Below are 22737 nucleotides of genomic sequence, written 5' to 3' on the forward strand. Positions count from 1 at the left end.
TACGGCACTGCGGCGGTCAGTTCCGCCCCGCGTCGGGCGGGCCGTGTGCACGGCCCGCCCGACGCGTCGACTCCGGTTCTAGCCGGTGACGGTGAACGGTCGGGACACCTTCGTGGCCGACGTCTCGCCGGTCAGCGTGACGCTTGTCGCGCCAGGCTTCGCCGCTCCCGGAACGCTCACCGTCGCGCCCGAGATGACACCGTCACCGTTCGCGCGCACGGTGGTGACCGCGACGCCGTTGCCGAAGGCGATCGTGACCACCTCGTTCGGCACGAACCCGAGACCGTCGACGGTGATCGCCGTTCCGCGCGGCCCCGAGGCCGTCAACAGCGCCACCCTCGGCTGGTAGGTCCGCGCCTGCGCCTGCTCGGTCACCTGGACGGTGACCGTGGCCGGCGTACGGGAGGACGCGCCGGTTGCGGTGACCGCGTACCGGCCGGGCTGCGCGTCATCGGACGTCGGAACCGACACTCGTACTGTTCCCTTCGCCGAGGCCGCGACCTTCGTGGTCCGGGCCGGGTCGGTGCCGACGCTGACGGTCACCTGCTCGCCTGCGGCGAACCCGCTGCCGTCGACGGTGATCGCTCCGCCGGTGGTGACGCTGCCCGCCGAGGAGAGTGCGATCGCCGGCTGCGATCCACCCCTCGCCACGGTGACGGTGAACGCCTTGGTGCTGCTGGACAGCGTGTCCCACGCGGTGACGTGCACCGTGTAGGTGCCCTCGCTGGTGTAGGTGTGCTGCCCGGTCATGGCACCGGACGCGTCGATCGTGACGTCCTCCGGAGCCGTGCCGTCACCCCACTGGACGCGGGCGCGGTAGCCCGTCGTGCCGGGAACGCCGCCGGTCACCGAACCGAGGCTCGCCGTGAGGGCCTGCCCGACGTTCGCCGTCTGGTCCTTCGGTGCGTCGGTGGTCAGCGCGGGGGCCGGCGTGCCGTCGTTGGCGACGGCGAACACGTGGATCCGGCCCGCCGAGCGGGGGTCGCCGGTCTGCGTCGGCAGGGTCACCGACACCAGCGTCTTGCCCGCCGGGATCTGGTACGGCGCGGTGGCGAACAGGAACGGCTGGGCGCCGTCCCGGCTGGTGCCGTGCAGTCGGTACGCCGTCTTGGCGACGATGATGTTGCCGTAGGACGGGGTGCCGTTGGCGTTGCCGCCCAGCGTCCAGTCGCTGAACTGGATCGGGATGCTGGCGGTGCTGCCGTCGCTGAACGTCGCCGTGCCGGTGGTGCTCTGGTTGCCCTGCGTTCCGGCGCCGATGAACGAGATGTTCCGGGCGTCGGCCGGCAGGTCGAGAACGACAGTCGCGCCGTTGCCGGTGGCGTTGTCAGGCTGTCCGGGCGGGATCACCGGCAGGGTGAACTGCAGTGCCGTTCCGGGAACCTGCTGCCGCTGGCCCTGGACCGCGCCGCCCGCCGTGAGGGCGGCCCGCGAGTACGCCCACGACTTGGCGTCGCAGTCGGCCGCTAGGACCCCTTCGTCGCCGACGCAGACGGTGTCGAAGGCGGCGGTGAGGCCGGACTTCGGGGCGTACGCCACCTCGACGCCGACCGTCGCGGAGCTCTGGCTCTCGCCGTCGGTCACCGTGACGTTGGCCTGGTGGTAGCCCGGCGTGGCGTAGGTGTGCGATCCACCGACGCTGTAGACGGCGCGCGAGCTGAGCGTCAGGGTGCCCTCGGTGACCGGAGTGCCGTCACCCCAGTCGATCGTGGCCCGGTAGCCGTCGGCGGTGCCGCCGGTGACGGATGCCAGCGGCACCGAGACCGGTACGCCGGACGTCGCGTGGACCTTGCCCTCGGCGGTCACCGTGATGTCGCCACCGCCGATGGCCAGGTCCCCGCCGGCGAGCAACTCGATCTCGGCGAGGTTGGTCTGCGCGGCGCCGACGGTCTTCGTCACGGCGAGCCGGAACTGCGCGAACCGACCCGGCTTGTCGATCGTATACGGGCGGGTCTGGTTGCGCCACCGGAACGCCTGGTCCTTGCGGGAGTCCACAGTGGTCCAGGTGATGCCGTCGTTGGAGCCCTGCAGACGCCAGTCCGCCGGGTCGCCGGCACCGGCCCCGGACGTCACTGTGTAGTACGTCGGCTTCTGCTTGCCACCACGGTTGGTCCAGGTGATCTGCGGCGTCGCCGAGGTGAAGGTCAGCTGCGTCGTCGACGAGTCGTCGAACAGCTTCGACGCGTCCTGGCCGCCGGTCGCGGTCGCGGTGCCGAGACCGGGCCCGGTGGTGTCCTGCAACGGCTTCGGCGCATCGTCGCCCTTGGTCAGCGACGGCGGCGCGTCCTTCTTGCCGCTGCCCCAGGACGACGGGTTGGGGCCCATCTGGAAGTCGATGGTGCCGCCCTTGGCGAGCGCGGTCACGTCCACCGACAGACCGTGCTGCTTCTTGCCGTTGACCTTGACGTCCTGCACGTAGATGTTGCGCGTGCTGTTGGCCGGCGCGTTGACGACGATGTCGCCGGTGGGGCGACGCACCGTCATCCTGGTGAACTGCGGCGATCCGATGGTCCACTCGGCCGATCCGGCCTGCAGCGGGTAGATGCCCAGCGAGCTGAGGATGTACCACGACGACATCTCGCCGTTGTCCTCGTCGCCCAGGTAGCCCTGGCCGATCTCGCTGCCGACGTAGAGGCGGCGCAGGATCTCCCGTACCGCCGCCTGCGTCTTGGCCGGCGCGCCGGCGAAGTTGTACATGTACGGGATGTGGTGCGACGGCTGGTTGCTCATGCCGAGCTGACCCATCCGCACCGCGCGCGCCTCGACCATCTCGTGGATGATGCCGCCGTACCCACCGGGGCGGTCGGCGTTCTCCGGGGTGGCGAAGAACGTGTCGAGCTTGTCCCGCAGTGCCTTCTGCCCGCCGTACAGGTTGGCGAGGCCCTGCCCGTCCTGCTGGGCGGTGAAGGCGAAGTTCCACCCGTTGGTCTCGGTGTAGACGCCACCCCAGTCCAGCGGGTCGCCGGCGAGGAAGTTGCCGGCGGCGTCGCGGCCCTGGAAGAGCTTCGTCTTCGGGTCGAACAGGTGGACGTAGTTGCGGGCCCGCTCCAGGAAGTAGCGGGACTCCTCCTTGAGCCGGGCGCGCTCGGACTTCGGCGTGGCCGGGTCCTTGGCGAGCGCCGCGGCCATGTTGCCGATGCCGTAGTCGTTGATGAACCCCTCCAGCGCCCAGGACACCGACTCGCCCGTGGAGGTGGGCGTGTAGCCGAGGAACAGGGAGGTCTCGATGCCCTTGCGGCCGACCGCGCTGCGCCCGGACGCGACCGTCGCGTCCTTGACCGCCGCGTCGTACGCCGCGAGCGGGTCGGGCAGCTTGACCCCGGTGAGGTACGCCTGGGCCAGGGCCACGTTGGCGCTGGTGCCGGTCATCAGGTCGGCGTACCCGGGAGACGACCAGCGGGCGATCCAGCCGCCGTCGCGGTAGTGCTGGACGAACCCGTCGGAGATCTTCGCGGCGACGTCCGGGTACAGCAGCGCGTAGGCGGGCCACACGGTGCGGTAGGTGTCCCAGAAGCCGTTGTTGACGTAGATCTGTCCGTCGACGATCTTCGCGCCGGTCTGGGTGGGGGTCGACGCGCCGGTGGGCGCGGAGACCGGGCTGGCGTACTGCCACCGCGGGGCGGCGGCGGTGCCGGTGTTCTCCGACTGCGAGTTCGGGTAGAGGTTCAACCGGTACAGGTTGGAGTACATCGTGACGAGCTGCGGTTCGGTGGCACCGCGCACCTCGACCCGGCCGAGCCGGTCCTTCCACGCTGCCGTCGCGGCGGCGTGGACCTGGTCGAAGCTCCTACCGGTGACCTCCAGGTCGAGGTTGCGGCGGGCCTGGTCGACGGAGAGGAACGACGTCGCGAGGCGCATCGTCACCTCCCGGTTCGTGGAGACGTCGAAGGTGGCCGACGTCGCGGCGGACGCCGTGGGCGCCCGGTCGAAGGCACCCGCCACGAACATGCGGCTACGGCCGGCGGACAGGCCGCTTCCGTTGTCCACCCAGCCGGTGAGCGTGCCGTCCGTGCCGATGGTGAACGTGCCGTTGTAGAAGACGAGACTTCCGGTCGCCTGCCCGGTCGGGAAGGTGAACCGCATGATCCCGGCGTGGTCGGTCGGTGACATCTCCGCGACGAGGCCGTTCTGCAGCGTGACCCGGTAGAGGTCGGGCTGCGCGATCTCGTCGTCGTGGCGGAAGGCGAGCGCGCGGCTGGCCGGCTGACCGGTCAGGGAACCGCCGCCGACGACCGGCATCACCGACATCTGGTTGCGGTCACCCATCCACGGGCTCGGCTCGTGGGAGATCGCGAGGCCCTGCAGCATGGGCAGGTTGGCCGCGTTGTTGATCCGGTGGTACTCGTACTCCCACGAGTCCGAGGTCGCGTCGGTGACCGGGGTGAAGAAGTTGAACCCGTTCGGCACGGCGGTGATCGGCAGGTTGTTGCCGCGCGAGAAACCGCTGGTCGAGTTGGTGCCGCGTCGGGTGTCGACGTAGTTGGTCAGCTTCGAGCCGTCGATCGACGCCGGCGTGGCCGTCAGTTCGATGTCGTCGAGCCAGCCCTGGAACTGGGTGTCACCGGTGGCCTGCGGGTTGTCGTACGCGAGCAGGATGCGGTCGATCGTCTTGCCGCGGGCGACGGTGCCAAGGTCGGCCTGCACCAGGTTCCACTGGTCGGCGAAGAGCACCTTCGACGCGCCCTGGCCGGCGGCGGTGAGCAGATTGCCGTGCTGGTCGACTGGCGAGCGTCCACTCAGGTAGCTGCCGTCGGTGAAGTGCAGGTCGACGGCGGCGTAGGTGGACGGGTACCGGGCGTTCCCGGTGGTGAACTCGGGGAAGATCTTGTACGACAGTCGGGTCTTCGGCCCCACCGGGACGTTGACGTCGAACAGCTTGTTGGTGGCGTACGAGCGACCGTCGCCCTCGGCGCCGCCGGAGTAGCGCAGCGCGGCGAGCCCGGTGAACCCGGCGTCCGGCTTCGTGGTGTAGCCGCCGTTCGGTCCGGCGGTGGCCTCGCTGACCATCGGCGTGGCCGGCGGGCGGACGTCCGAGCCGTCGCTGACGTTCCAGTCGGCGAGTTGCAGCAGGGAGTCGCCGGAGTTCGCGGTGACGTTCAGCCGGTAGTAGGCGTAGGCGTTCGTGTTGGTGACGCTGTAGCGGTTGGTGGCGAACCGGCCGCCGAACTTCTCACCGGAGCGCTTGTCCAGGTCGGTCCACGAGGTGCCGTCGGTCGACCCCTGCACGACGAAGTCCTTGGGGTCGCGGCTCGGCGCGTCGTTGGCCGAGGTCAGCGAGTAGCGCTTGACCGTCACCGGCTCGGCGAACCGGTAGGTCACCCAGCCGGTCGTCTGGAACACGAGCCACTTGGTCGACGAGTCGTCGTCGGCGAGGTTCGCGGCGATCTCGCGGGGCTGGTACTCGTCGCTCGCGGTCACCGCGCTGACCTGCCCGAGCAGGCTGCCGGGCAACGTGGTGACAGTGCCGCTCAGGTTCGCCTGAATCGGCTTGCCGTTCGCGCCGACCTCCACCGTGCTGGTGGCGGGCTGCGGGTCGGCGGTCTCGAACGAGGAGCTGAAGTTGCCCGGCGTCGCCGAGGAGGGAGCGGCGTTGGCCAGGGGTGCGGCCACGAGCAGGCCCAGCGGCAGCAGGACGGCTGTCGTCGCGGCGACCAGGCGGGGAGACAGGGAACGTGCAGGGGGGCTATGTGACATGGGGGACGGTGCCTTTCGACTCGAACCGGTCGAGTACGTCGAAGGTCGGGGCAGTGTGGAGCGTGCGGTGGTGCTGGTCAGGCCCTGACATCGTTGTCATACCGGTTGGCGATCAACGAAAGTCGGAGCGGTGAACTGTTCGCTGATAGTTCCGGGCGTACCACGGCCCTGTCAACGGGTTGCCCGGAGCGACGCGTACCGGGCCTCGACGCCGCACGGTGGCGGGACGCCGAGGCCCGGCGGGCAATCAGCAGTAGAGGTTGGCTCCGGCCGACACACCGAGGATGCCGACGAACTGCTGGTACCTGGTGACGCGGCTCTGCACCTGGGCGGGGTTACCGCCGTTGCACTCGATCGAGCCGTTGATGCTGCGGATCGTCTGGCCGAACCCGGCACCTGTGACCATCGCGTTGTGGGCGGTCATGGTGCCCGGCCCGTTCTGGGTCATCCAGTACCAGATCCCGGTCTTCCAGGCCACCGCGGCGTCGGTCTGCACCAGCCACGGGTTGGTCAGCAGCGGCAGGTTGAGGGCGTTGCCTGCGGCGTTGTAGTTGAAGTTCCAGCTGAGCTGGATCGGCCCGCGCCCGTAGTAGGCCGCCTGTCCGGCCGGGCAGCCGTACGACTGGTTGGGGTCGCAGTAGTGCGGGTAGTTCGCCGTGTTCTGCTCGACGATGTGCACGAGCCCACCGGTCTCGTGGTAGACGTTCGCCAGGAAGGCCGCGGCCTCCTGACGTTGCACTGTGGTGCTGCCGCTCTTCGCGAACGCCGGATAGGCGCTGAGCGCGGCGACGAGCCCGGAGTAGGTGTAGAAGGAGTTGCGACCCGGGAACATCTGGTTGAACTGGGCCTCGGTGACCACGAAGCCTCCCGGGTTGGTGGGCGGCGGGGTGGTCGGCGGTTGGCCACCACAGGTGTACGGCTCCCAGTACCAGGTGCTGACGATTGGGTCGTACCCGGGATTGTCGTGCTCGGCGACGTAGTAGAGACCGTTGGTGTACCGCACTATCGCGCCGGCGGCGTACCAGGTTCCGGCGACCCAGTTCGGGTGGTTGCAGGTGCCGCCGGTGGGCGGTGTGGTGCCTCCCCCGCACGCTCCGAGATCCTCCCAGACGCCTGTCGTGCCGGGCGGCGCCTCGTTCTGGGTCCACCACTTCGCCCGGTAGTTGCGGCCGTTGTGGGAGACCTGGGCGTCTCCCCAGTAGACGGCAGAGGCCTGCCACGATGCCGAGCAGGCCGCCGCCGACGCGGCGGTGGGCGGGATGACCGCGACAAACGTGCCGGCGACGATCAGTGCCGCCAGCGCGACCAGCGCGCGCAGTCTCGTCATGTGATCACTCCTTCCTGGAACTCCATTGGCCGGAATCCAGCCGGATATCGATGGCAGTGACTGTAACATCTTCTGTTCACAGTCTTTACTGTTTCCCCTGACGCCAGCTGCGGGTGGTGGGCAGGGGTCGCACCGGGATCGACACCGGTATTTCCGGCAGCTTTCCGGATCATGTCGCGGCGGGTGGGACGGCAGGTGCGGCCGAGCCGCTGAGCGGAAGCCTCCCGTCCAGCCAGACATGCAGCACAGGGACGGATCGGCTGCCCACAGTGCCCCCTGACGCGTTCCGGAGCTGTTCCGGAAGTTGTTGACGCGTTGGAATTCCCGCTGTAATACTCCGATCCATCGAGGTCAATGTGAGCCACGTCGGCCGGCATGACCTCCCCACTCATCCACACCCGTCCGGACCGTGCTGCCCAGGCATCCGGCCGGGCCTGCGCGAAGGGGCACCAGATGAGCAGGCTCTTCCCCCGCACGGCCCTGTGGTCGAGGCGGTTGCGCGCGGCGCTCGCCGTCCTCGCCACCGCCGTCGCGATGTGCGGCGTCGTCCTCGCGGCCACCTCGACCCCGTCGAGCGCCGCCACCTGCAACGGGTACGTCGGCCTCACCTTCGACGACGGCCCGACCGGCAGCACCGGCGCGCTGCTGAACGTGCTGCGCAGCAACGGCGTACGGGCCACCATGTTCAACGTCGGGCAGAACGTCCAGAACAACCGCTCGCCCGCGCAGGCGCAGGTCTCCGCCGGCATGTGGGTCGCCAACCACAGTTGGAACCACGCGCACATGACCTCGATGAGTCAGTCGCAGATGCAGTCGGACCTGTCCCAGACCAGCTCGGCGATCCAGTCGGCGACCGGCAGCCGGCCGGTGTTGTTCCGGCCTCCGTACGGGGAGACCAACTCCACGCTCCAGTCCGTCGCGTCCTCGCTCGGCATGCGCCAGGTGCTGTGGGACGTGGACTCGCAGGACTGGAACGGGGCCAGCGTCAGCCAGATCGTCTCCAACGCGAGCCGCCTGCAAGCCGGTCAGGTCATCCTCATGCACGACGGGATCCAGAACACCCGCGACGCGATTCCCCAGATCGTGGCCAACCTGACCAGCCGCAACCTGTGCCCCGGCATGATCTCGCCGTCCACCGGCCGGGCCGTCGCGCCCGACGGCACGACCCCGCCGCCCGACGGCGGCACCCCACCCCCCACCGGCGGTAGCTGCACCGCGACGGCGACGACCACGAACGTCTGGGGCGACCGGTACAACACGTCGGTGACGGTCAGCGGCGCCACCACGTGGACGGTGGTCGTGGCCCTCACCTCACCGCAGCGGGTCTCCACCATCTGGAACGGCACCGCCACCTGGGACAGCAGCGGCACCGTCATGACCATGCGGTCCAACGGCAGCGGCAACACCTTCGGCTTCACCACGATGACCAACGGCAACAGCAGCGCCCGTCCACAGATCCGCTCCTGCACCTCCGGCTGACACCGCCGGGGCGAGACGTGCGCGGCGGGTGCGCCCGGCACCCGCCGCGCACCGCGCACCCCATGAGGGCCGACCGGACGCCACTAACCTGCACCTCATGCGCCACACCCTCACGCCCGGGGACGACACCCTGCACGGCCACTTCTCCCCCGACTTCCGACCGGTGCTCACCATCGATCCCGGCGACACCGTCACCTACCGCACCCTGGACTGCTGGTGGTCGGCCGGCCCGTACCCCGGCGGACCGAACCGGGACCGCCCCCGGGTCGCGCAGCATCGCCCCGACCACGGACACGCGTTGGTCGGTCCGGTCGCCCTCCGCGGTGCGCGCGCCGGCCAAACCCTCGCGGTACGCATCGACGCGGTCGTCCCGGCCACCTGGGGGACGACTGTCGCCGGCGGTTGGCCGAGCGACTTCAACAAGCACTACGGCGTCGAGGAACACCCGGTGGTACACGCCTGGACGCTGGACCCGGCGACGATGACGGGCCGCAACCAACACGGCCACACTGTCGCCCTGCGTCCCTTCATGGGGGTGCTCGGCATGCCACCGGCCGAGCCGGGACGTCACTCGACGATCCCACCGCGCCCATGCGGCGGAAACCTGGACTGCAAGGACCTCACCGCCGGCAGCACACTGTTTCTGCCGATCCCGGTGGACGGCGCGCTCTTCTCGGTCGGGGACGGGCACGCCGCACAGGGCGACGGCGAGGTCGGGGGCACCGCGATCGAGTGCCCGATGGACGAGGTGACGGTGACCCTCGACGTTCGGGACGACTTTCCGCTCACCGGGCCGGTGGCGCGCACCGCGGATGCGTGGCTGACCCTGGGCGTCGGCGCGTCCCTCGACGACGCCACGTTCGCGGCCCTGGACTCGATGCTGACAGTGATGCAGCGGCTGCACGGGCTCAGCCGCGCGGACGCGGTGGCGCTGGCCAGCATCGCGGTCGACGTCCGGGTGACGCAGATCGTGAACCAGACCGTCGGCGCGCACGCGGTGCTACGCGACGACGCGCTGGGCTGGCCGGGGCGGTGATGACGCGGGGTCCGCGCCGACGAGCGCCTGCCGGTTCTGTCGGGGGCGGTCGTTAGCGTGTGGTCACTGTCGCCACGCCGGCCACGTCGAGCCGGTCGCTGACCCCTCGGAGGCCCGCCCATGTCCCAGGAGACGACCTACCTCGAACTGTCCGAAGTGGACGGTGCACACAAGTTCTACGAGGTCATCGTCGACAACGCCACGCTGACCGTTCGCTACGGCCGGATCGGCGACCAGGGTCAGGTCAAGGCGAGCGCCTACCCGGACAACGCCCGCGCCCGCGCAGCCGCGGCGAAGAAGATCGGGGAGAAGGTCCGCAAGGGGTACGCGCCGGCCGTCCCGGGCGTCCGGCAGAAGCGCTCCGTCTCCCGGCGGCAGATCGTCAGCACCCGCTCGACCGCGCACACCGCCCCGGTGCTCTGGCGCTACGACTCCGGCGCTCCCGCCTTCGGCATCTTCGTCGACGGGCAGCACTGCATGGTCGGCAACGAGCACGGCGTCATCACCACGCTCGACCACGACGCCCGGGTGCGCAGCCAGGTGCGTCTGCCCGACGGGGTGAAATGCATCGTCGCCGACGACGCATGGGTCTACGCCGGCTGCGACGACGGCAACGTCTACGACCTCTCCGGCAAGGTGCCCCGGGTGGCGTACGCGATCGCTCCGGAGATCGACATCTACTGGCTCGACATCCACGACGGCGTCCTGGGCGTCTCGGACGCCGACGGTGGGATAACCGCCGTCGACCACGAGGACGAGTTCCTGTGGCGCAGGCCCGGGCGGGGGCGCTCGGCCTGGATGGTGCGGTGTGACCGCGACGCGATCTACCACGGCCATTCGCAGGGCGTGACCGGCTACGAGTGGCGTACCGGCAGCGAGTTGTGGCACACCAAGACCGGCGCGGTGCTGTTCGGCTGGCAGGAGAACGGCAGTGTGTTCGCCGGGACGAGCAGCCGCGAGGTGGTACGCCTGTCCAAGTCGGGTCGGCACGAGCGCAGTTACCTCTGCGACGCCCCGGTGTTCTCCTGCGCGACCGCCGAGGGGGGTCGGTACGTCTTCGCCGGCGACAGCCAGTCCTCGATCTACTGCTTCGACGCGGACGGCACCCGGCTGTGGAAGCTCGGCACCGGCTGCGGCTCGGCGTACTCGATGCAGTACCACGACGACCGGCTCTACGTCGTCACCACCGGCGGCCATCTGGCCTGCATCGACGCGAGCGAGCCGGCGATCCGCGCCGCCCAGGCCGGTGACGTGCCCGAGGTACGCGACATCAAGGCGCCCCGGCAGGCGCCCCAACCGGTGCAACCGACGATCGTCGAGGTGACCAGCGACTCGGGCGCGGGCGTGGTCGTGCAGTGCCGTGACGACCGGGGGCGGCTGCGGGTCCAGGTGCTCTCCGACGGCTACCGGCACGACTGGTCGGTGCAGTTCCCCAAGGGGATTCGCGAGCCGGGTGCCCGCTATCTGGTGACCGAGGTGCGCGAGTCCAGCCGCGGTGGTTACTACCGCGCGTACGGCGACATCCGCCGGCTGCGCTGACCGTCACGGGTGATGGTGCCGTCCCGGCCGGGGCGGCACGCACGCCACGCTGGGCGGCTGGCCCGTCCGCGCCCGGTCGTTCTGGGTAGCCTGGGGCCATGATCTTCATTACCGCCAAGTTCCGCATCCTGCCCGAGCACGCCGACCAGTGGCCGCAGATCGCCGCCGAGTTCACCCAGGCGACCCGGGCCGAGCCGGGTTGCCTGTGGTTCGACTGGTCGCGCAGCGTGGACGACCCGACCGAGTACGTGCTGGTCGAGGCGTTCCGTGACGGCGAGGCCGGCGGGGCTCACGTGCAGTCGGCGCACTTCCGCAAGGCCCAGGAGACCCTGCCGCCGCACCTGGCCGAGACCCCGCGCATCGTGAACGCCACTGTGCCGCAGGACGACTGGTCGCTGCTCGGCGAGATGGCCGTCCCCGAGGGCCGCTGACCGGATCGGATCCTCGGGCCGTCGGCGGGTCCGTCGGCGACCCGCCGACAGCGGCGCCGCACCGCCGACAGGAGCGCCGCACCGCCGGCAGCGGGGCCGACCTGCCGTCAGCGGAGCCGGCGGGCGGTGAACCGGGCCGGCGGGTCGGCGATCACGTCCTGCGCGGCGACGAGCTGGATCTCCCGGGTGCCCGCCGCGACTGTCGCTTCGAGCACGGCGAAGACGGAAGCGATCGTGCGTTCCAACGCGATAGCGGGTGAGCCCGTCGTCCAGAGGTGCGCGAGGTACAACGCCGCGGTGATGTCGCCCCCGCCGTTCGGGTTGATCGGCAGCAGCGGTGTCGTCACCGCCCAGGCACCCTCGTCCGAGACGGCCACCACCTCCAGCGCGTCCGGCGGCAGGTCGCCGTGCAGCACGCTGGTCACCAGGACGTGCCGGGGGCCGGTCGCGCGTACGACGTCGACCGCGTCGAGCACCTCCGCCAACGAGGTCGTCGTACGCCCGGCGAGGAAGTCCAGCTCGAAGTGGTTCGGCGTGATGATGTCGGCACGCGGCACGACGGTGTCGCGCAGGTACTCCGGGATTCCCGGGCGGACGAACATGCCACGACCGGCGTCGCCCATCACCGGGTCGCAGCAGTACACAGCTGCCGGGTTGAGGGCCTTGACCTTCTCGACCGCGTCCAGGATCACCGCCCCCATGGCCGGGTCACCCTGGTAGCCGGACAACACCGCGTCCGCGCTACCGAGGACCCCACGGTCGGTGATGCCCGCGATCACCTCGGCCACGTCGGCCGCCGCCAGCATCGGTCCGCGCCACGCACCGTACCCGGTGTGGTTGGAGAAGTGCACCGTCAGGACCGGCCAGACCTCGTGCCCGAGCCGTTGCAGGGGAAACACCGCCGCCGAGTTGCCGACGTGTCCGTAGGCGACCGACGACTGGATGGACAGGATCTTCACCGGCCCATCATGGCCGTCGCGGCGGTGACCGCACGCGCGGCCCGCCGTTTCTGTCGGCTGGCCCACTCGCCGCCCGTCGGTGACGGCACGAGCGGGCGGCCCGGACACCGTCGTCCGGGCCGCCCGAGTGGTCGTACGGTCAGCCGCCGAGGCTCGCCGCCGCCGAGGCGATCGACGAGGCGAAGTAGCTCACCTGGGTGTAGACGCCCGGGTAGTTGGGTCGGGCGCAGCCGTTGCCCCAGCTGACGATGCCGACCTGGATCCAGGCGTTGGAGGCGTCGCGCCGGAACATCGGGCCACCCGAGTCACCCTGGCAGGTGTCCGTGCCACCGCTGGCGTAGCCGGCGCAGATCTCCTGGGCGGGGATGAGGTCGCCACCGTAGTTGGCGTTGCAGACGGAGTCACTCACGAACGGGACGGCCGCCTTGAGCAGGTACCGCTGCTGCCCGCCACCCTCGCGGGCGGCGCCCCACCCGGCGACGGTGAAGGTGCCGCTGTCGTAGGCGGTCGTGCTGGCGATCGGCAGCGTGCTCAGCCCGGTGACCGGGCTGGCCAGCCGGATCAGCGCCCAGTCCCGGCCGGCCCCGTTGTAGCCGGGGGCCCGGTAGACGTAGTTCGACCGGACGGTGATCCGGCTGGACGACTGGAGGTCCACCGCCCCGAGCGTGGCGGTGATGCTGGTGTTCGTGCCGGTCGCGCCCACGCAATGAGCCGCGGTGAGGACCAGCCGGGGGCTGTACAGCGCCCCGCCGCATCCCATCGAGAGTCGCACCATGAACGGGAACTCGCCCTGGGCGGCGCGGGTGCCGCCGACGACGTTCGGCGTGATGGGGCTGTCGGCCGCGGCGGCCGGCGCGGTGAGGGTGAGGCTGGCCGCGGTCACCGCGGCCAACGCGGTGGCCAGCAGGCCAGTGAGGGTACGCCAGCGAACCATGCATTCCTCCGCATCAGGATGGCACGCCTCGTGAGCGCACCGGCATTCGAGATAGCGGTCATCATATTGAGATCTTTGGATCTGGCGGGTCATCCTCTCTGGGTCGTACCACCGGCGCTATGGATCTCGGCAGACGCACCGCACGGGCTCGTCGGACAGCTCGCGGGCGATCGCTCGTCATCCGCCCGGCGTGCCGGTGCTCTCTCGTCGGACGAGCCGGAACGGCGTCTGCACGGTCAGCGGCGCCGCGACCGCCGTGCCCTCGATGCGGGCGACGAGGCGGCGTACGGCGAGACGGCCGATCTCCCTCTTGTCCGGCGCGATGGTGGTGAGGGTCGGCGTACCGAAGCGCCCCTCCTCGATGTCGTCGATCCCGACCACAGCGACGTCCTCCGGCACCCGGAGACCGGCCTCGGCCAACGTTCGCAGCGCGCCGATGGCGACCAGGTCGTTGTAACCGAACACCGCGTCGGGCGGGTCACCGAGGGCGAGCAGGTCACGCATCGCGCGCTTGCCGTCGAGTCGGCCGAACGCGTCGGTGCGGGCGACCAACCGGGGGCGGTACGGCAGGCCGGCGGCGACCAGGGCCTCCCGGTAGCCGCGTACCCGCAGGTGCGCCGACTGCCGGTCACCACCGGGCGTGGCGCCGATGAACGCTATCCGTCGGCGGCCGATCGCCACGAGGTGCTGGATCGCCGCGTGGCTGGCGGCGACGTTGTCGATGGCGATGTGGTCGTACGGCACGTCGGAGACACCCTCACCGATCAGCACGAGCGGGGTGTCAGCGCTCCGGGCCAGCACCTCCTCCCGGCCGATCCGCACCGGACTGAGGATCAGGCCGTCGATGATGTGCCGCCGGGTTCCGTCGAGGAGAGCCAGCTCGGCCTTGCGGTCGGCGGCGGTGTTCTCCATGACGAGCGTGTAGCCGAGCGCGGCGGCCTCGGAGATGGCGATCTCGGCAAGTTCGGCGAAGTAGGGGTTGTTCAGTTCCGGGATGGCCAGGGCGATCAGCCCGGTACGCCCCCGTCGGAGGTGCCGGGCACCCAGGTTGGGGCTGTACCCGAGTTCGTCGATCGCCTGTTGCACACGTTGCCGGGTCCGCTCCCCCACCGGCCGGTACCCGTTGACCACGTTGGAGACGGTGGCCAGCGACACCCCGGCGCGTTGGGCGATGTCCTTGAGGTTGACGCCCATCCACCGACCCTTCTCGCAGGGACCGCCGGACCGGAGACATCGACGAACAAGGATTGACGGGAGGGCCGGTGCGGCTCTATAACGTTATACAGGCGATGACGGATGTCAATATGCCCACCACCGTCCGTCGTCGACGACCACCCGATGCCCACCGCCCACGCGCTTCGGGCTTGGCTGCACCGCCCGCGGCGACTCGCCCCCCGGAGACGGCATGACACGTCAGGTCCCCATCCGCCCCACCCTGCCGCTGCTGCTCATCCTCACCCTGGTCGCCGGCATCCTCGCCGCGCCAGCCATGCCGGCGCACGCCGCGCCGGCCAAGACGCCACCACTGACCACCCCCTGGACCAGCCAGGCCCTGGCCGGAACGCCGCTGCCCGAGTACCCGCGACCGCAGATGACGCGACCGGACTGGCTCAACCTCAACGGCGAGTGGCAGCTGCGCCAGTCGGCCACCGACGACGCCCCGCAGTTCGGCACCGACCTGCCCGAGCGGGTCAACGTGCCCTTCCCGGTGGAGAGCGCGCTGTCCGGCATCCAGCGGGCCGCCAACGACAACCGCAACTACCTGTTCTACCGGCGCACGGTCACCATCCCGGCGAACTGGTCGGGCCGCCGCACCCTGCTGCACTTCGGCGCCGTCGACTGGCAGAGCACCGTCTGGGTCAACGGCACCCGGGTCGGCGCGCACACCGGCGGCTACGACGCCTTCACCTTCGACGTGACCCCCCAGCTCACCACCGGCACGAACGAGATCGTCGTCAAGGTCTGGGATCCCACCGACACCCGTCAGAACGGCAGCCTGCCGGCCATCGGCAAGCAGACCAAGACACCCAGCGGGATCTTCTACACCCCGAGTTCGGGCATCTGGCAGACGGTGTGGCTGGAGCCGGTGCCCGCGGCCTCCATCAGCAGCGTGGACGTCTACCCGAACCTGGGCAACAACACAGTGCGGGTCCGGGTCTTCACCAGGGGCAACGTGAGCGGCCACAGCGTGCTCGCCGAGGCGCTGAACGGCAGCACCGTGGTCGGAACGGCCACCGGCGGCTTCACCGACTTCAGCGTGCCGGTGCCCAACGCCCGCCGCTGGTCGCCCGACGACCCGTTCCTCTACAACCTGCGGATCACTCTCCGCAACTCCGGCAGCGCCACAGTGGACCGGACCACGCACTACTTCGGCATGCGGGAGATCAGCACCGGTCTGGTGAACGGGGTGCTGCGCCCCAAGCTCAACGGCCAATTCGTGTTCCAGGTCGGCACACTCGACCAGGGCTACTGGCCGGACGGCCTCTACACCGCGCCGACCGACGCCGCTCTCGCCTTCGACCTGCAGAAGCACAAGGACCTGGGCTTCAACATGGTGCGCAAGCACATCAAGGTCGAACCGCAGCGCTGGTTCTACCACGCGGACCGGCTGGGCCTGCTGGTCTGGCAGGACATCCCGTCGCTGACCGCCCAGGACATCAACCCCACCGACGCCCAGCAGGCCCAGTTCGAGGCGGAGGCACGCGAAATCGTCGACGAGCACCGCAGCTCGCCCGCCGTGGTCGCGTACACGCCGTACAACGAGGGCTGGGGCGAGCGCTCCCTCGCCGACACCCGGCGGGTCGCGCAGAACATCAAGAACCAGGACCCGACACGGCTGGTCAACCCGCACAGCGGTCACAACTGCTGCCAGTCCCTCGGCAACCCCGGCAACGGCGACATCGATGACTGGCACGTCTACCTCGGACCCGACTCCCCCGTGCCGTCGAGCAGCCGGATCGCCGTCCTCGGTGAGTTCGGCGGGCTGGGCCTGCACACCCCCGGTCACGAGTACAGCCCGAGCGGCGGCTTCTTCGCCTACGAGTGGCAGACCAGCTCGAACGCCCTCACCGACAGGTACGTGGGTCTGGTGCAGGGCAGCCAGAACCTGATGCTGGGCAAGGGACTCAGCGCCTCGGTCTACACCGAGATCACCGACCTGGAGGGCGAGCTGAACGGCTTCCTCACCTACGACCGGCAGGTGGTCAAGATGGATCAGGCGCGGGTCCGCGCCGCCAACACCGCCCTGATCAACGCCTCGAAGACCATCGGCAGCTCGGCGCCCGTGGCCCTGCCGGTGAACACCCGACGGTCGTTGCAGGTGACGACGCCCGGTTACACCAACAGGTACCTGCGTCACCAGGACAGCCTGGCCTTCACCGAGGTCGTCGACGCCGCGAGCTCCAGCCTGCTCAAGGCCGACGCCACGTACACCGTCCGGACCGGCCTGGCCGACGCCGGCTGCTACTCGTTCGAGTCGGTCAACTTCCCCGGGCAGTACCTACGCCACCAGAACTCCCGGGTCCGCAACTCTCCGGACGACGGCTCGACGCTGATGCGTGCCGACGCCACCTGGTGTGCGCGGGTCGGGCTGACCGGCGCTGGGGTCTCGCTGGAGTCGTACAACTTCCGGGGTAGGTACCTGCGGCACTACAACTCGGAGATCTGGCTCAGCAACGGCGCGGGTGGCGACGCGTACAACACACCGACGTTGTGGACCGCCGACAGCACCTGGAACATCACCACACCCTGGGCGCCCTGACCACGCACGCGGGAAGGTCGTCACGACAGGACGTCGCGGGGGTATCCGGCCTGGCCGGAGGCCCCCGCGACGCGGGTTCAGCGCGGAGCACCCACTGTCGGGACCGCGACGGCACGGCGACGTCACCGGGCGACAGGAAGATCGTTCTTCCGGTCATGAGGGAGAGCGGCACGTCGAATCCACAGTCCGTCATGGCCGGTTGCCCGACCCTGACGTTCGAGGGCCCGCCCGCCTGGGCCGACTGACGACAAGGACCGACTCGCAAGTTGCAAACCGCCGTGTTCACCTCGCCGTTGCAACCCGCATTATGTCGCGCATTAAATAGACGTTGACCTATCTTGACTTGTGCAGCCGCTCAGCGCACCGTAAAGAGCCATAGGCAGATGCGCGCCATTATCGGCCCAACTGGACGTGGATCGTTGAATGGGGACGCTGCCGGTTTCGCGCCGCGTTCATCAGGAGGCGTTCCATGCGGTTGAATCCGTTCACCGGGACCTATCTCACCGATCCGGCAAGCATCTGGCGGCGTATTCTCGACGATCCGGACGGGGTGCACTACGCCGAGGATCTGGGCCTGTGGTTGATCAGCAGGCACGCCGACGTCCGGCGGGCCCTCGCCGACGTCACGACCTTCGCCAACACCCTCACCCTCGCCCCGGTCTACGAGGTCTGCCCGGAGGCGTTGAGCGTGCTCATGCAGATCGACGCGCCCCCCACGACGGCCGCCGCGGACCCGCCGGTGCACCCCCGAACCCGTCGGGCGCTCCGCGCGACCTTCGCGAACACCGCCGAGCGGGTCGAGGCCGACTACGGCGCGATCGTCCGGCGCAGGGTCGACCAACTGGTGAACCGGCTCGCCGCCCGCCAGGGCGACCAGGTCGACCTGATCCCGGAGTTCGCCACCGAGCTTCCCCTGCTGGTGGTCCTGGACATCCTCGGGGTGCCCGACGCCGACATCGGACGGATCAGGAGTTGGGCCGACGGCCAGATCGCCCTCGTGTGGGGGCAACCCGACCCGGCCGAGCAGGTACGCCTGGCACGGGACCTGCTGGAGTTCTGGCACTACTGCGAGGATCTCGTCCGGCAGCGCGTGGCCAGCGGACACGAGGGCGACGACTTCATCAGCCGCGCCCTGGCGTACCGCGACGACGACGACACGGTGCTGACGGTGCCCGAGGTGGCGAGCCTCGCCTTCAATCTCCTGGTCGCCGGCCACGAGACCACCGCCGGGCTGCTCGCGCACGCCCTCGACCAGGCGCTGTCCACCCCGCAGCACTGGTCGGCGCTGACCACGGACCCGGGAGGCGCCGCCGCGTTCGTGAACGAGACCCTCCGGTTCGCGCCCGCCATCGACGGCTGGCTCCGGGTGACCAGCCGGGACGTCACAGTGGGAACGGTGACGATTCCCGCCGGGGCGCGTTGCCTGCTGTTGATCGGAGCCGCGAACCGCGACCCCGCGGTGTTCGCCCACCCGGACCAGTTCCACCCACACCGGGTGGACGCGGGCAATCATCTGTCGTTCGGCCACGGACCACATTTCTGCGTCGGAGCGGGATTGGCGAAACTGGAGGCCGAGATCGCCATCACCCGGCTCGCCGACTCCATTCCCGGCCTCCGTCTGGCGAGCGAGCAGCAGCGCTCGTACAAGCCGAACGTCGCATTCCGTGCGCACCGCACGCTGCTCGCGACAATCGACACGCGCACGTCTGCCGACATACCGGCGGCGCGCGACGAGGTGGCTGCCGAAGCGCACGCCGCGTGACATGGGCGAGCGCCAGCAGATCGAACCGAGGGTGCGTCGGGTAGCGTTGCCCGCCCCACCCGGCGGCACGCAACCGGTCCGGCACGCATCCTTCACGCTTTGCCCGACGATCGATGTCGGCGAACGTCTTCACACTGATCGCTTCCTGGGTTAAGAATTGCTCTCTATGAATGTTCAGCTCATCCGCCAATCCCGATCTGGCGTTCGCTGCTGATTCCCGTAGCCACGAAGGTGAGCGCATGGAGCACACGTCCCCGTCGAGCTCTGCTCACTCCGCGGCCAGCCAACGGTTCCGGTGGGAACTGCGCGACTGCCGGGTCCGGCGGGGCCTGACCCAGCGGGCCCTGGCGGATCTGGTGCGGTTCAGCCGGGAGACGGTCGCGGCGGTCGAGTCGGGTCGCCGGTTCGGCAGCCACGAGTTCGCGCTGCGCTGCGACGACGTGCTCGGCACCGGTGGACGGCTCGCGGCCCTCTGGCCGCAGGTGGCGGCCGAGCAGTTGGCGGCCGACGGCCGCCGGGGTCCCCGCGACTCGCAACCACCTCACCAGCAGCGGAGGGTGCCGCGTCAACGTGATCGGCGCGACGCCCGTGATCCGGGCGCCGTGGTGGACGCGATCGACGAGCTGCGTGAGCTGATCGGCCAGGTGCTCAACGCCCCAGCCGACTCTGGCGAGTCGAGCGACGCGCAGCGACGGCAGACACCGGAGGGCACGAAGCTGACCTCCGACCCCCACGACGACCAGCGCTGACCCCACGGATCCAGCTCCCGTCTCAGGGCGTCACCGGTTGCTGACGTTGGGTACAGATGCTGGTACGGGCAGTTTGTACCACGGCCAGGTCTGGTCTACGAGCGCGGCTTCCGGCCGAATGGGACTTGCATTCGGCAACGTGCGGATAGACCGTCATCGACGAGTCGTGGGAGTCAATCTTGGCGTCGAGCACCCGGTCCCACGCGGCCAGACCCTACCCGACCCGCCGACGCGGTTGGAAGATTGCCGGCCGGATGCGCCTCATCGTCGCGGCACCGCTCGTCGCCGTCATCGGCTTCGCCGGGCTCGCGCTGACCGAGAGCGCCCGCCAGACGGCCCGTGCCAGCGACCTTCGGATCCTCGCCCAGGTCGGCGCCGAGGCCGGCGACCTCGCCTACCGCCTGCAACGCGAGCGGATCGCCGCCGCCGACCTGCTCACCTACGGCGCGCCGGAGCAGCAGGACGCCTTCAGCGCGGAGATGACCGCCACCGACGACGCGGTCAGCCGCTACCGCGCGCAGCGCGAGCGGCTGACCGCCGACGCCGACGCCAACCGGGACCTCCTGCGCCGCATCGACGCGGCCCTGGACGGCCTCGCCCCGCTGCGTACCCAGGTGCGCACGGCGACGCACGCATCGGTGTCGGCGATGACCTTCAGCTACCGCATCGCGATCGCCGATCTGATCAACTTCCGGGAAGCCGTCTCGCACGGCGTGGTCGACGCCCAGCTCGCCGACGGGATCCGCGCCTCGGCGGCACTGTCGAAGACCGCCGAGGCGATCGGTCAGCAGCAGGTCGCCGTACTGCGGACCGTCGCGGGCGGTGAGCTGACCCCGGCCATGCAGCAGGACATCACCGCCGCCCGTACCAGCTACATCGAGTCGAGCCTGTCGTTCCTGGCCCTGGCCCCACCCGAATGGAGCAGCTGGTGGGAGCAGGCCGGCACCGGCAAGGAGGCGCTCGCCCTGCAACGAATGCAGGACGAGGTGTCCCGCGCCCAGCCGGGCTCACGGCTGCAACTGGAGACCGGCAGTTGGGTGTCCACCACGCAGACGCGTGTCGCCCGCCTGGCCGACCTGCGGGCACGGGTCGACGCCGCCGTCCGTGACGACGTGCGGGCCGCGCACGCCGACCAGCGCCGCCGAGCCGTAGCCGAGGCGGTCGGCGTCCTCCTGGCGCTGGCCCTCACCGCGCTGGTGACCTGGGTCGTCGCCCGACAGATCACCCGGCGCCTGCGTCGCCTGCGGGACGCAGCGAACGCTGTCGCGTTCGAACAGCTCCCCGCTGTGGTGGCCCAGCTCCAGCAACCGGGCAGCGCCGCCGTCGACCCGGACAAGCTGGCCCACCAGCAGTCCACCGCCGCCCTCGAACCGTCCAGCGACGACGAGATCGGCGAACTGGGCCAGGCGTTCAGCGCCGTCCACCAGGCCGCCGTACGGACCGCCGCCGAGCAGGCCGTCATGCGTGCCAACACCGCCGACATCTTCATCCACCTGAGCCGCCGTGAACAACGACTCGTCGATGCCGTCCTGGCACAGGTCGACCTGGTCGAACGGGACGAGACCGACCCCGACCGGCTCCACCAGCTGTACACGCTGGACAACCTGGCGACCCGGATGGGACGGATCAACGCGAGCCTGCTGGTGCTCGGCGGCGTCGGCGTCGGCCGCGTACGCCAGCGCGACGTCCCCCTGCAACAGGTGCTCCAGGCGGCGCTGTCCCAGATCGAGCACTACGCGCGGATCCGGCTCGGCATGATCGACGGAGACGTCGCCGTGGCGGCGAAGACCGTCGACGAGGTCGTGCACCTGCTCGCCGAACTCATGGACAACGCGACGACGTACGCACCGCCGGGCAGTGAGACCTGGGTGAGCGGCCGGAGCCTGGGCGACCGCGTCATCATCCAGATCAGCGACGAGGGCGTCGGGCTGTCACCCCAGCGGATGCAGCAGCTCAACGAGCTGTTGGCCCGCCCACCGGCCATCGACGTGGCCGCAGTACGGGCGATGGGGCTGGTCGTCGTGGGTCAGCTCGCACAACGCCTGGGCGTCACCGTCCAACTGCGACGCGGCCCTCGACGCGGCACCCTCGCCGAGGCGACGCTTCCCGCAGCGATCATCCGGTCGCTGCCGCCGGAGGAGTACCTGCTCGCCCCCGGACGGCTCTCCCGGAGGGCGGCCCGCACGACCAGCGCTCCACCGCCGTACCAGCCGCGCCCCGAGCCCACCGCCGGGCACCCACCGGCCGAGCGGACCCTGCCCGCGGCCCCGGTGTTCCGAGCGACACCCCCGCCCCCGGACCGGGGTGACGCCCCCACCGAGGAGCTCCTCATCTTCGAGCAGGTCAATCACTGGTTCCAGAGCGACGTCGTCGACGAGGCCCGGGAATGGTCCAGCCCCGCCGACGCCGCCTGGCGCACCGCCGCCCAGGCGACCACCCCCGACGTCACCACGACCACCACCTCCGGCCTGCCCAAACGGCAGCCGCAGCGGCATCTCGTGCCCGGTGGCGTGACCGTCCCCCAGCAGCAGAGATCCGAGTACCGCGACCCGGCCCAGGTGGCGACGGCGATGGCCGCGTACGCGCGGGGTGTGGCGAACCGCCGGCGCACCCCGATCAACCTCGGCAACAAATGACGCGACAGGAGAGCACGTGAGCGACCAACAGGATCTCGGCTGGCTGCTGGACAACTTCGCGGCGCGCGCCAGCGAGGTCAGCCATGCGATCGCCATCTCCAGTGACGGCCTGATGGTGGCCGCCACCCGCGACCTGCCGCCGGACCGGGCCGACCAGTTGGCCGCGACGGGTAGCGGGCTCGTCAGCCTGCTGCGCGGGGCGGCGGCCTTCTTCGACGCCGGCGCGGTGATCTCCAACGTCACGCAGCTCGAGGGCGGATTCATGTTCTCGATGGCCTTCAACGACGGTGCCTCGCTGCTGGTGCTCGCCGCGCCCGAGTGCGACGTCGGCAAGGTCTCCTACGAGATGACCGAGCTGGCCAACCGCATCGGCGACGCCCTCACCCCCGCGGCCCGGGCGGCACTCGCCCGCAGCCGCTGACAATCCCGGC

Annotated in this window: 14 protein-coding genes; 9 read left to right on the forward strand and 5 right to left on the reverse strand. The window is 70.2% G+C overall.

Annotation, left to right across the window (positions count from 1 at the left end):
• Positions 1-78: 78 nt before the first annotated feature.
• Together FHU34_RS20020 and FHU34_RS20025 are read right to left on the reverse strand one after the other, a co-directional pair.
• A complete protein-coding gene (locus tag FHU34_RS20020) occupies positions 79-5694 on the reverse strand; it encodes a GH92 family glycosyl hydrolase (protein ID WP_145782887.1) in 5616 nt (1871 codons plus the stop codon).
• Positions 5695-5941: 247 nt separating this feature from the next.
• Positions 5942-7021 carry a glycoside hydrolase family 19 protein gene (locus FHU34_RS20025; protein ID WP_145782889.1) on the reverse strand — a complete coding sequence of 360 codons (1080 nt, stop codon included), beginning with the start codon at positions 7019-7021 and terminating at the stop codon, positions 5942-5944.
• A gap of 453 nt (positions 7022-7474) precedes the next feature.
• Between FHU34_RS20025 and FHU34_RS20030 the strand changes: the two genes are divergently transcribed.
• From FHU34_RS20030 to FHU34_RS20045, 4 genes are all read left to right on the forward strand, one after another.
• Positions 7475-8500 (forward strand): polysaccharide deacetylase family protein, encoded by a 1026-nt coding sequence (locus tag FHU34_RS20030; protein ID WP_145782891.1) that lies wholly within the window; start codon positions 7475-7477, stop codon positions 8498-8500.
• A gap of 97 nt (positions 8501-8597) precedes the next feature.
• Positions 8598-9536, forward strand: coding sequence for an acetamidase/formamidase family protein (locus tag FHU34_RS20035; protein ID WP_145782893.1), 939 nt, complete (start codon positions 8598-8600; stop codon positions 9534-9536).
• Between the two features lie 120 nt (positions 9537-9656).
• A complete protein-coding gene (locus FHU34_RS20040; RefSeq protein WP_145782895.1) occupies positions 9657-11075 on the forward strand; it encodes a WGR domain-containing protein in 1419 nt (472 codons plus the stop codon).
• A gap of 98 nt (positions 11076-11173) precedes the next feature.
• On the forward strand, positions 11174-11506 hold the full coding sequence (locus tag FHU34_RS20045) for a putative quinol monooxygenase (protein ID WP_145782897.1): 333 nt from the start codon (positions 11174-11176) through the stop codon (positions 11504-11506).
• A 107-nt stretch (positions 11507-11613) separates the two neighbouring features.
• On the opposite strand, the gene pdxY is transcribed toward FHU34_RS20045, so the two are convergent.
• The 3 genes from pdxY to FHU34_RS20060 all read right to left on the reverse strand — a co-directional run bounded on the left by pdxY (position 11614) and on the right by FHU34_RS20060 (position 14593).
• The gene (gene pdxY / locus FHU34_RS20050) at positions 11614-12465 is read right to left on the reverse strand and encodes a pyridoxal kinase PdxY (protein WP_145782899.1); all 852 of its coding nucleotides are present in this window, start codon (positions 12463-12465) and stop codon (positions 11614-11616) included.
• A gap of 139 nt (positions 12466-12604) precedes the next feature.
• Positions 12605-13399, reverse strand: a complete 795-nt coding sequence (locus FHU34_RS20055; RefSeq protein ID WP_145782902.1) for a S1 family peptidase — start codon at positions 13397-13399, stop codon at positions 12605-12607.
• Between the two features lie 177 nt (positions 13400-13576).
• Entirely contained in the window at positions 13577-14593 is a 1017-nt protein-coding gene (locus tag FHU34_RS20060; RefSeq protein WP_145782904.1) for a LacI family DNA-binding transcriptional regulator, read from the reverse strand.
• Between the two features lie 211 nt (positions 14594-14804).
• On the opposite strand from FHU34_RS20060, the gene FHU34_RS20065 reads away from it, so the two are divergent.
• From FHU34_RS20065 to FHU34_RS20085, 5 genes are all read left to right on the forward strand, one after another.
• The gene (locus FHU34_RS20065; RefSeq protein ID WP_208745043.1) at positions 14805-17159 is read left to right on the forward strand and encodes an AbfB domain-containing protein; all 2355 of its coding nucleotides are present in this window, start codon (positions 14805-14807) and stop codon (positions 17157-17159) included.
• A 469-nt stretch (positions 17160-17628) separates the two neighbouring features.
• Positions 17629-18921: a cytochrome P450 gene (locus FHU34_RS20070; RefSeq protein WP_145782906.1), complete on the forward strand. Its 1293-nt coding sequence runs from the start codon at positions 17629-17631 to the stop codon at positions 18919-18921.
• Between the two features lie 239 nt (positions 18922-19160).
• The gene (locus tag FHU34_RS20075) at positions 19161-19670 is read left to right on the forward strand and encodes a helix-turn-helix transcriptional regulator (protein ID WP_145782908.1); all 510 of its coding nucleotides are present in this window, start codon (positions 19161-19163) and stop codon (positions 19668-19670) included.
• Positions 19671-19924: 254 nt separating this feature from the next.
• Positions 19925-22306 (forward strand): sensor histidine kinase, encoded by a 2382-nt coding sequence (locus FHU34_RS20080; RefSeq protein WP_145782910.1) that lies wholly within the window; start codon positions 19925-19927, stop codon positions 22304-22306.
• A 16-nt stretch (positions 22307-22322) separates the two neighbouring features.
• Positions 22323-22727 (forward strand): roadblock/LC7 domain-containing protein, encoded by a 405-nt coding sequence (locus tag FHU34_RS20085; RefSeq protein WP_088989969.1) that lies wholly within the window; start codon positions 22323-22325, stop codon positions 22725-22727.
• Positions 22728-22737 lie beyond the last annotated feature (10 nt).

The organism is Micromonospora taraxaci, assembly GCF_007830095.1.
In the GTDB taxonomy this organism is placed as follows: Bacteria; Actinomycetota; Actinomycetes; order Mycobacteriales; family Micromonosporaceae; genus Micromonospora; species Micromonospora taraxaci.

Coding starts and splice junctions, on each gene's coding strand:
- FHU34_RS20020 (WP_145782887.1), bottom strand. CDS start 5,694: ATGTCACATAGCCCCCCTGCACGTTCCCTGTCTCCCCGCCTGGTCGCC.
- FHU34_RS20025 (WP_145782889.1), bottom strand. CDS start 7,021: ATGACGAGACTGCGCGCGCTGGTCGCGCTGGCGGCACTGATCGTCGCC.
- FHU34_RS20030 (WP_145782891.1), top strand. CDS start 7,475: ATGAGCAGGCTCTTCCCCCGCACGGCCCTGTGGTCGAGGCGGTTGCGC.
- FHU34_RS20035 (WP_145782893.1), top strand. CDS start 8,598: ATGCGCCACACCCTCACGCCCGGGGACGACACCCTGCACGGCCACTTC.
- FHU34_RS20040 (WP_145782895.1), top strand. CDS start 9,657: ATGTCCCAGGAGACGACCTACCTCGAACTGTCCGAAGTGGACGGTGCA.
- FHU34_RS20045 (WP_145782897.1), top strand. CDS start 11,174: ATGATCTTCATTACCGCCAAGTTCCGCATCCTGCCCGAGCACGCCGAC.
- FHU34_RS20055 (WP_145782902.1), bottom strand. CDS start 13,399: ATGGTTCGCTGGCGTACCCTCACTGGCCTGCTGGCCACCGCGTTGGCC.
- FHU34_RS20060 (WP_145782904.1), bottom strand. CDS start 14,593: ATGGGCGTCAACCTCAAGGACATCGCCCAACGCGCCGGGGTGTCGCTG.
- FHU34_RS20065 (WP_208745043.1), top strand. CDS start 14,805: ATGACACGTCAGGTCCCCATCCGCCCCACCCTGCCGCTGCTGCTCATC.
- FHU34_RS20070 (WP_145782906.1), top strand. CDS start 17,629: ATGCGGTTGAATCCGTTCACCGGGACCTATCTCACCGATCCGGCAAGC.
- FHU34_RS20075 (WP_145782908.1), top strand. CDS start 19,161: ATGGAGCACACGTCCCCGTCGAGCTCTGCTCACTCCGCGGCCAGCCAA.
- FHU34_RS20080 (WP_145782910.1), top strand. CDS start 19,925: ATGCGCCTCATCGTCGCGGCACCGCTCGTCGCCGTCATCGGCTTCGCC.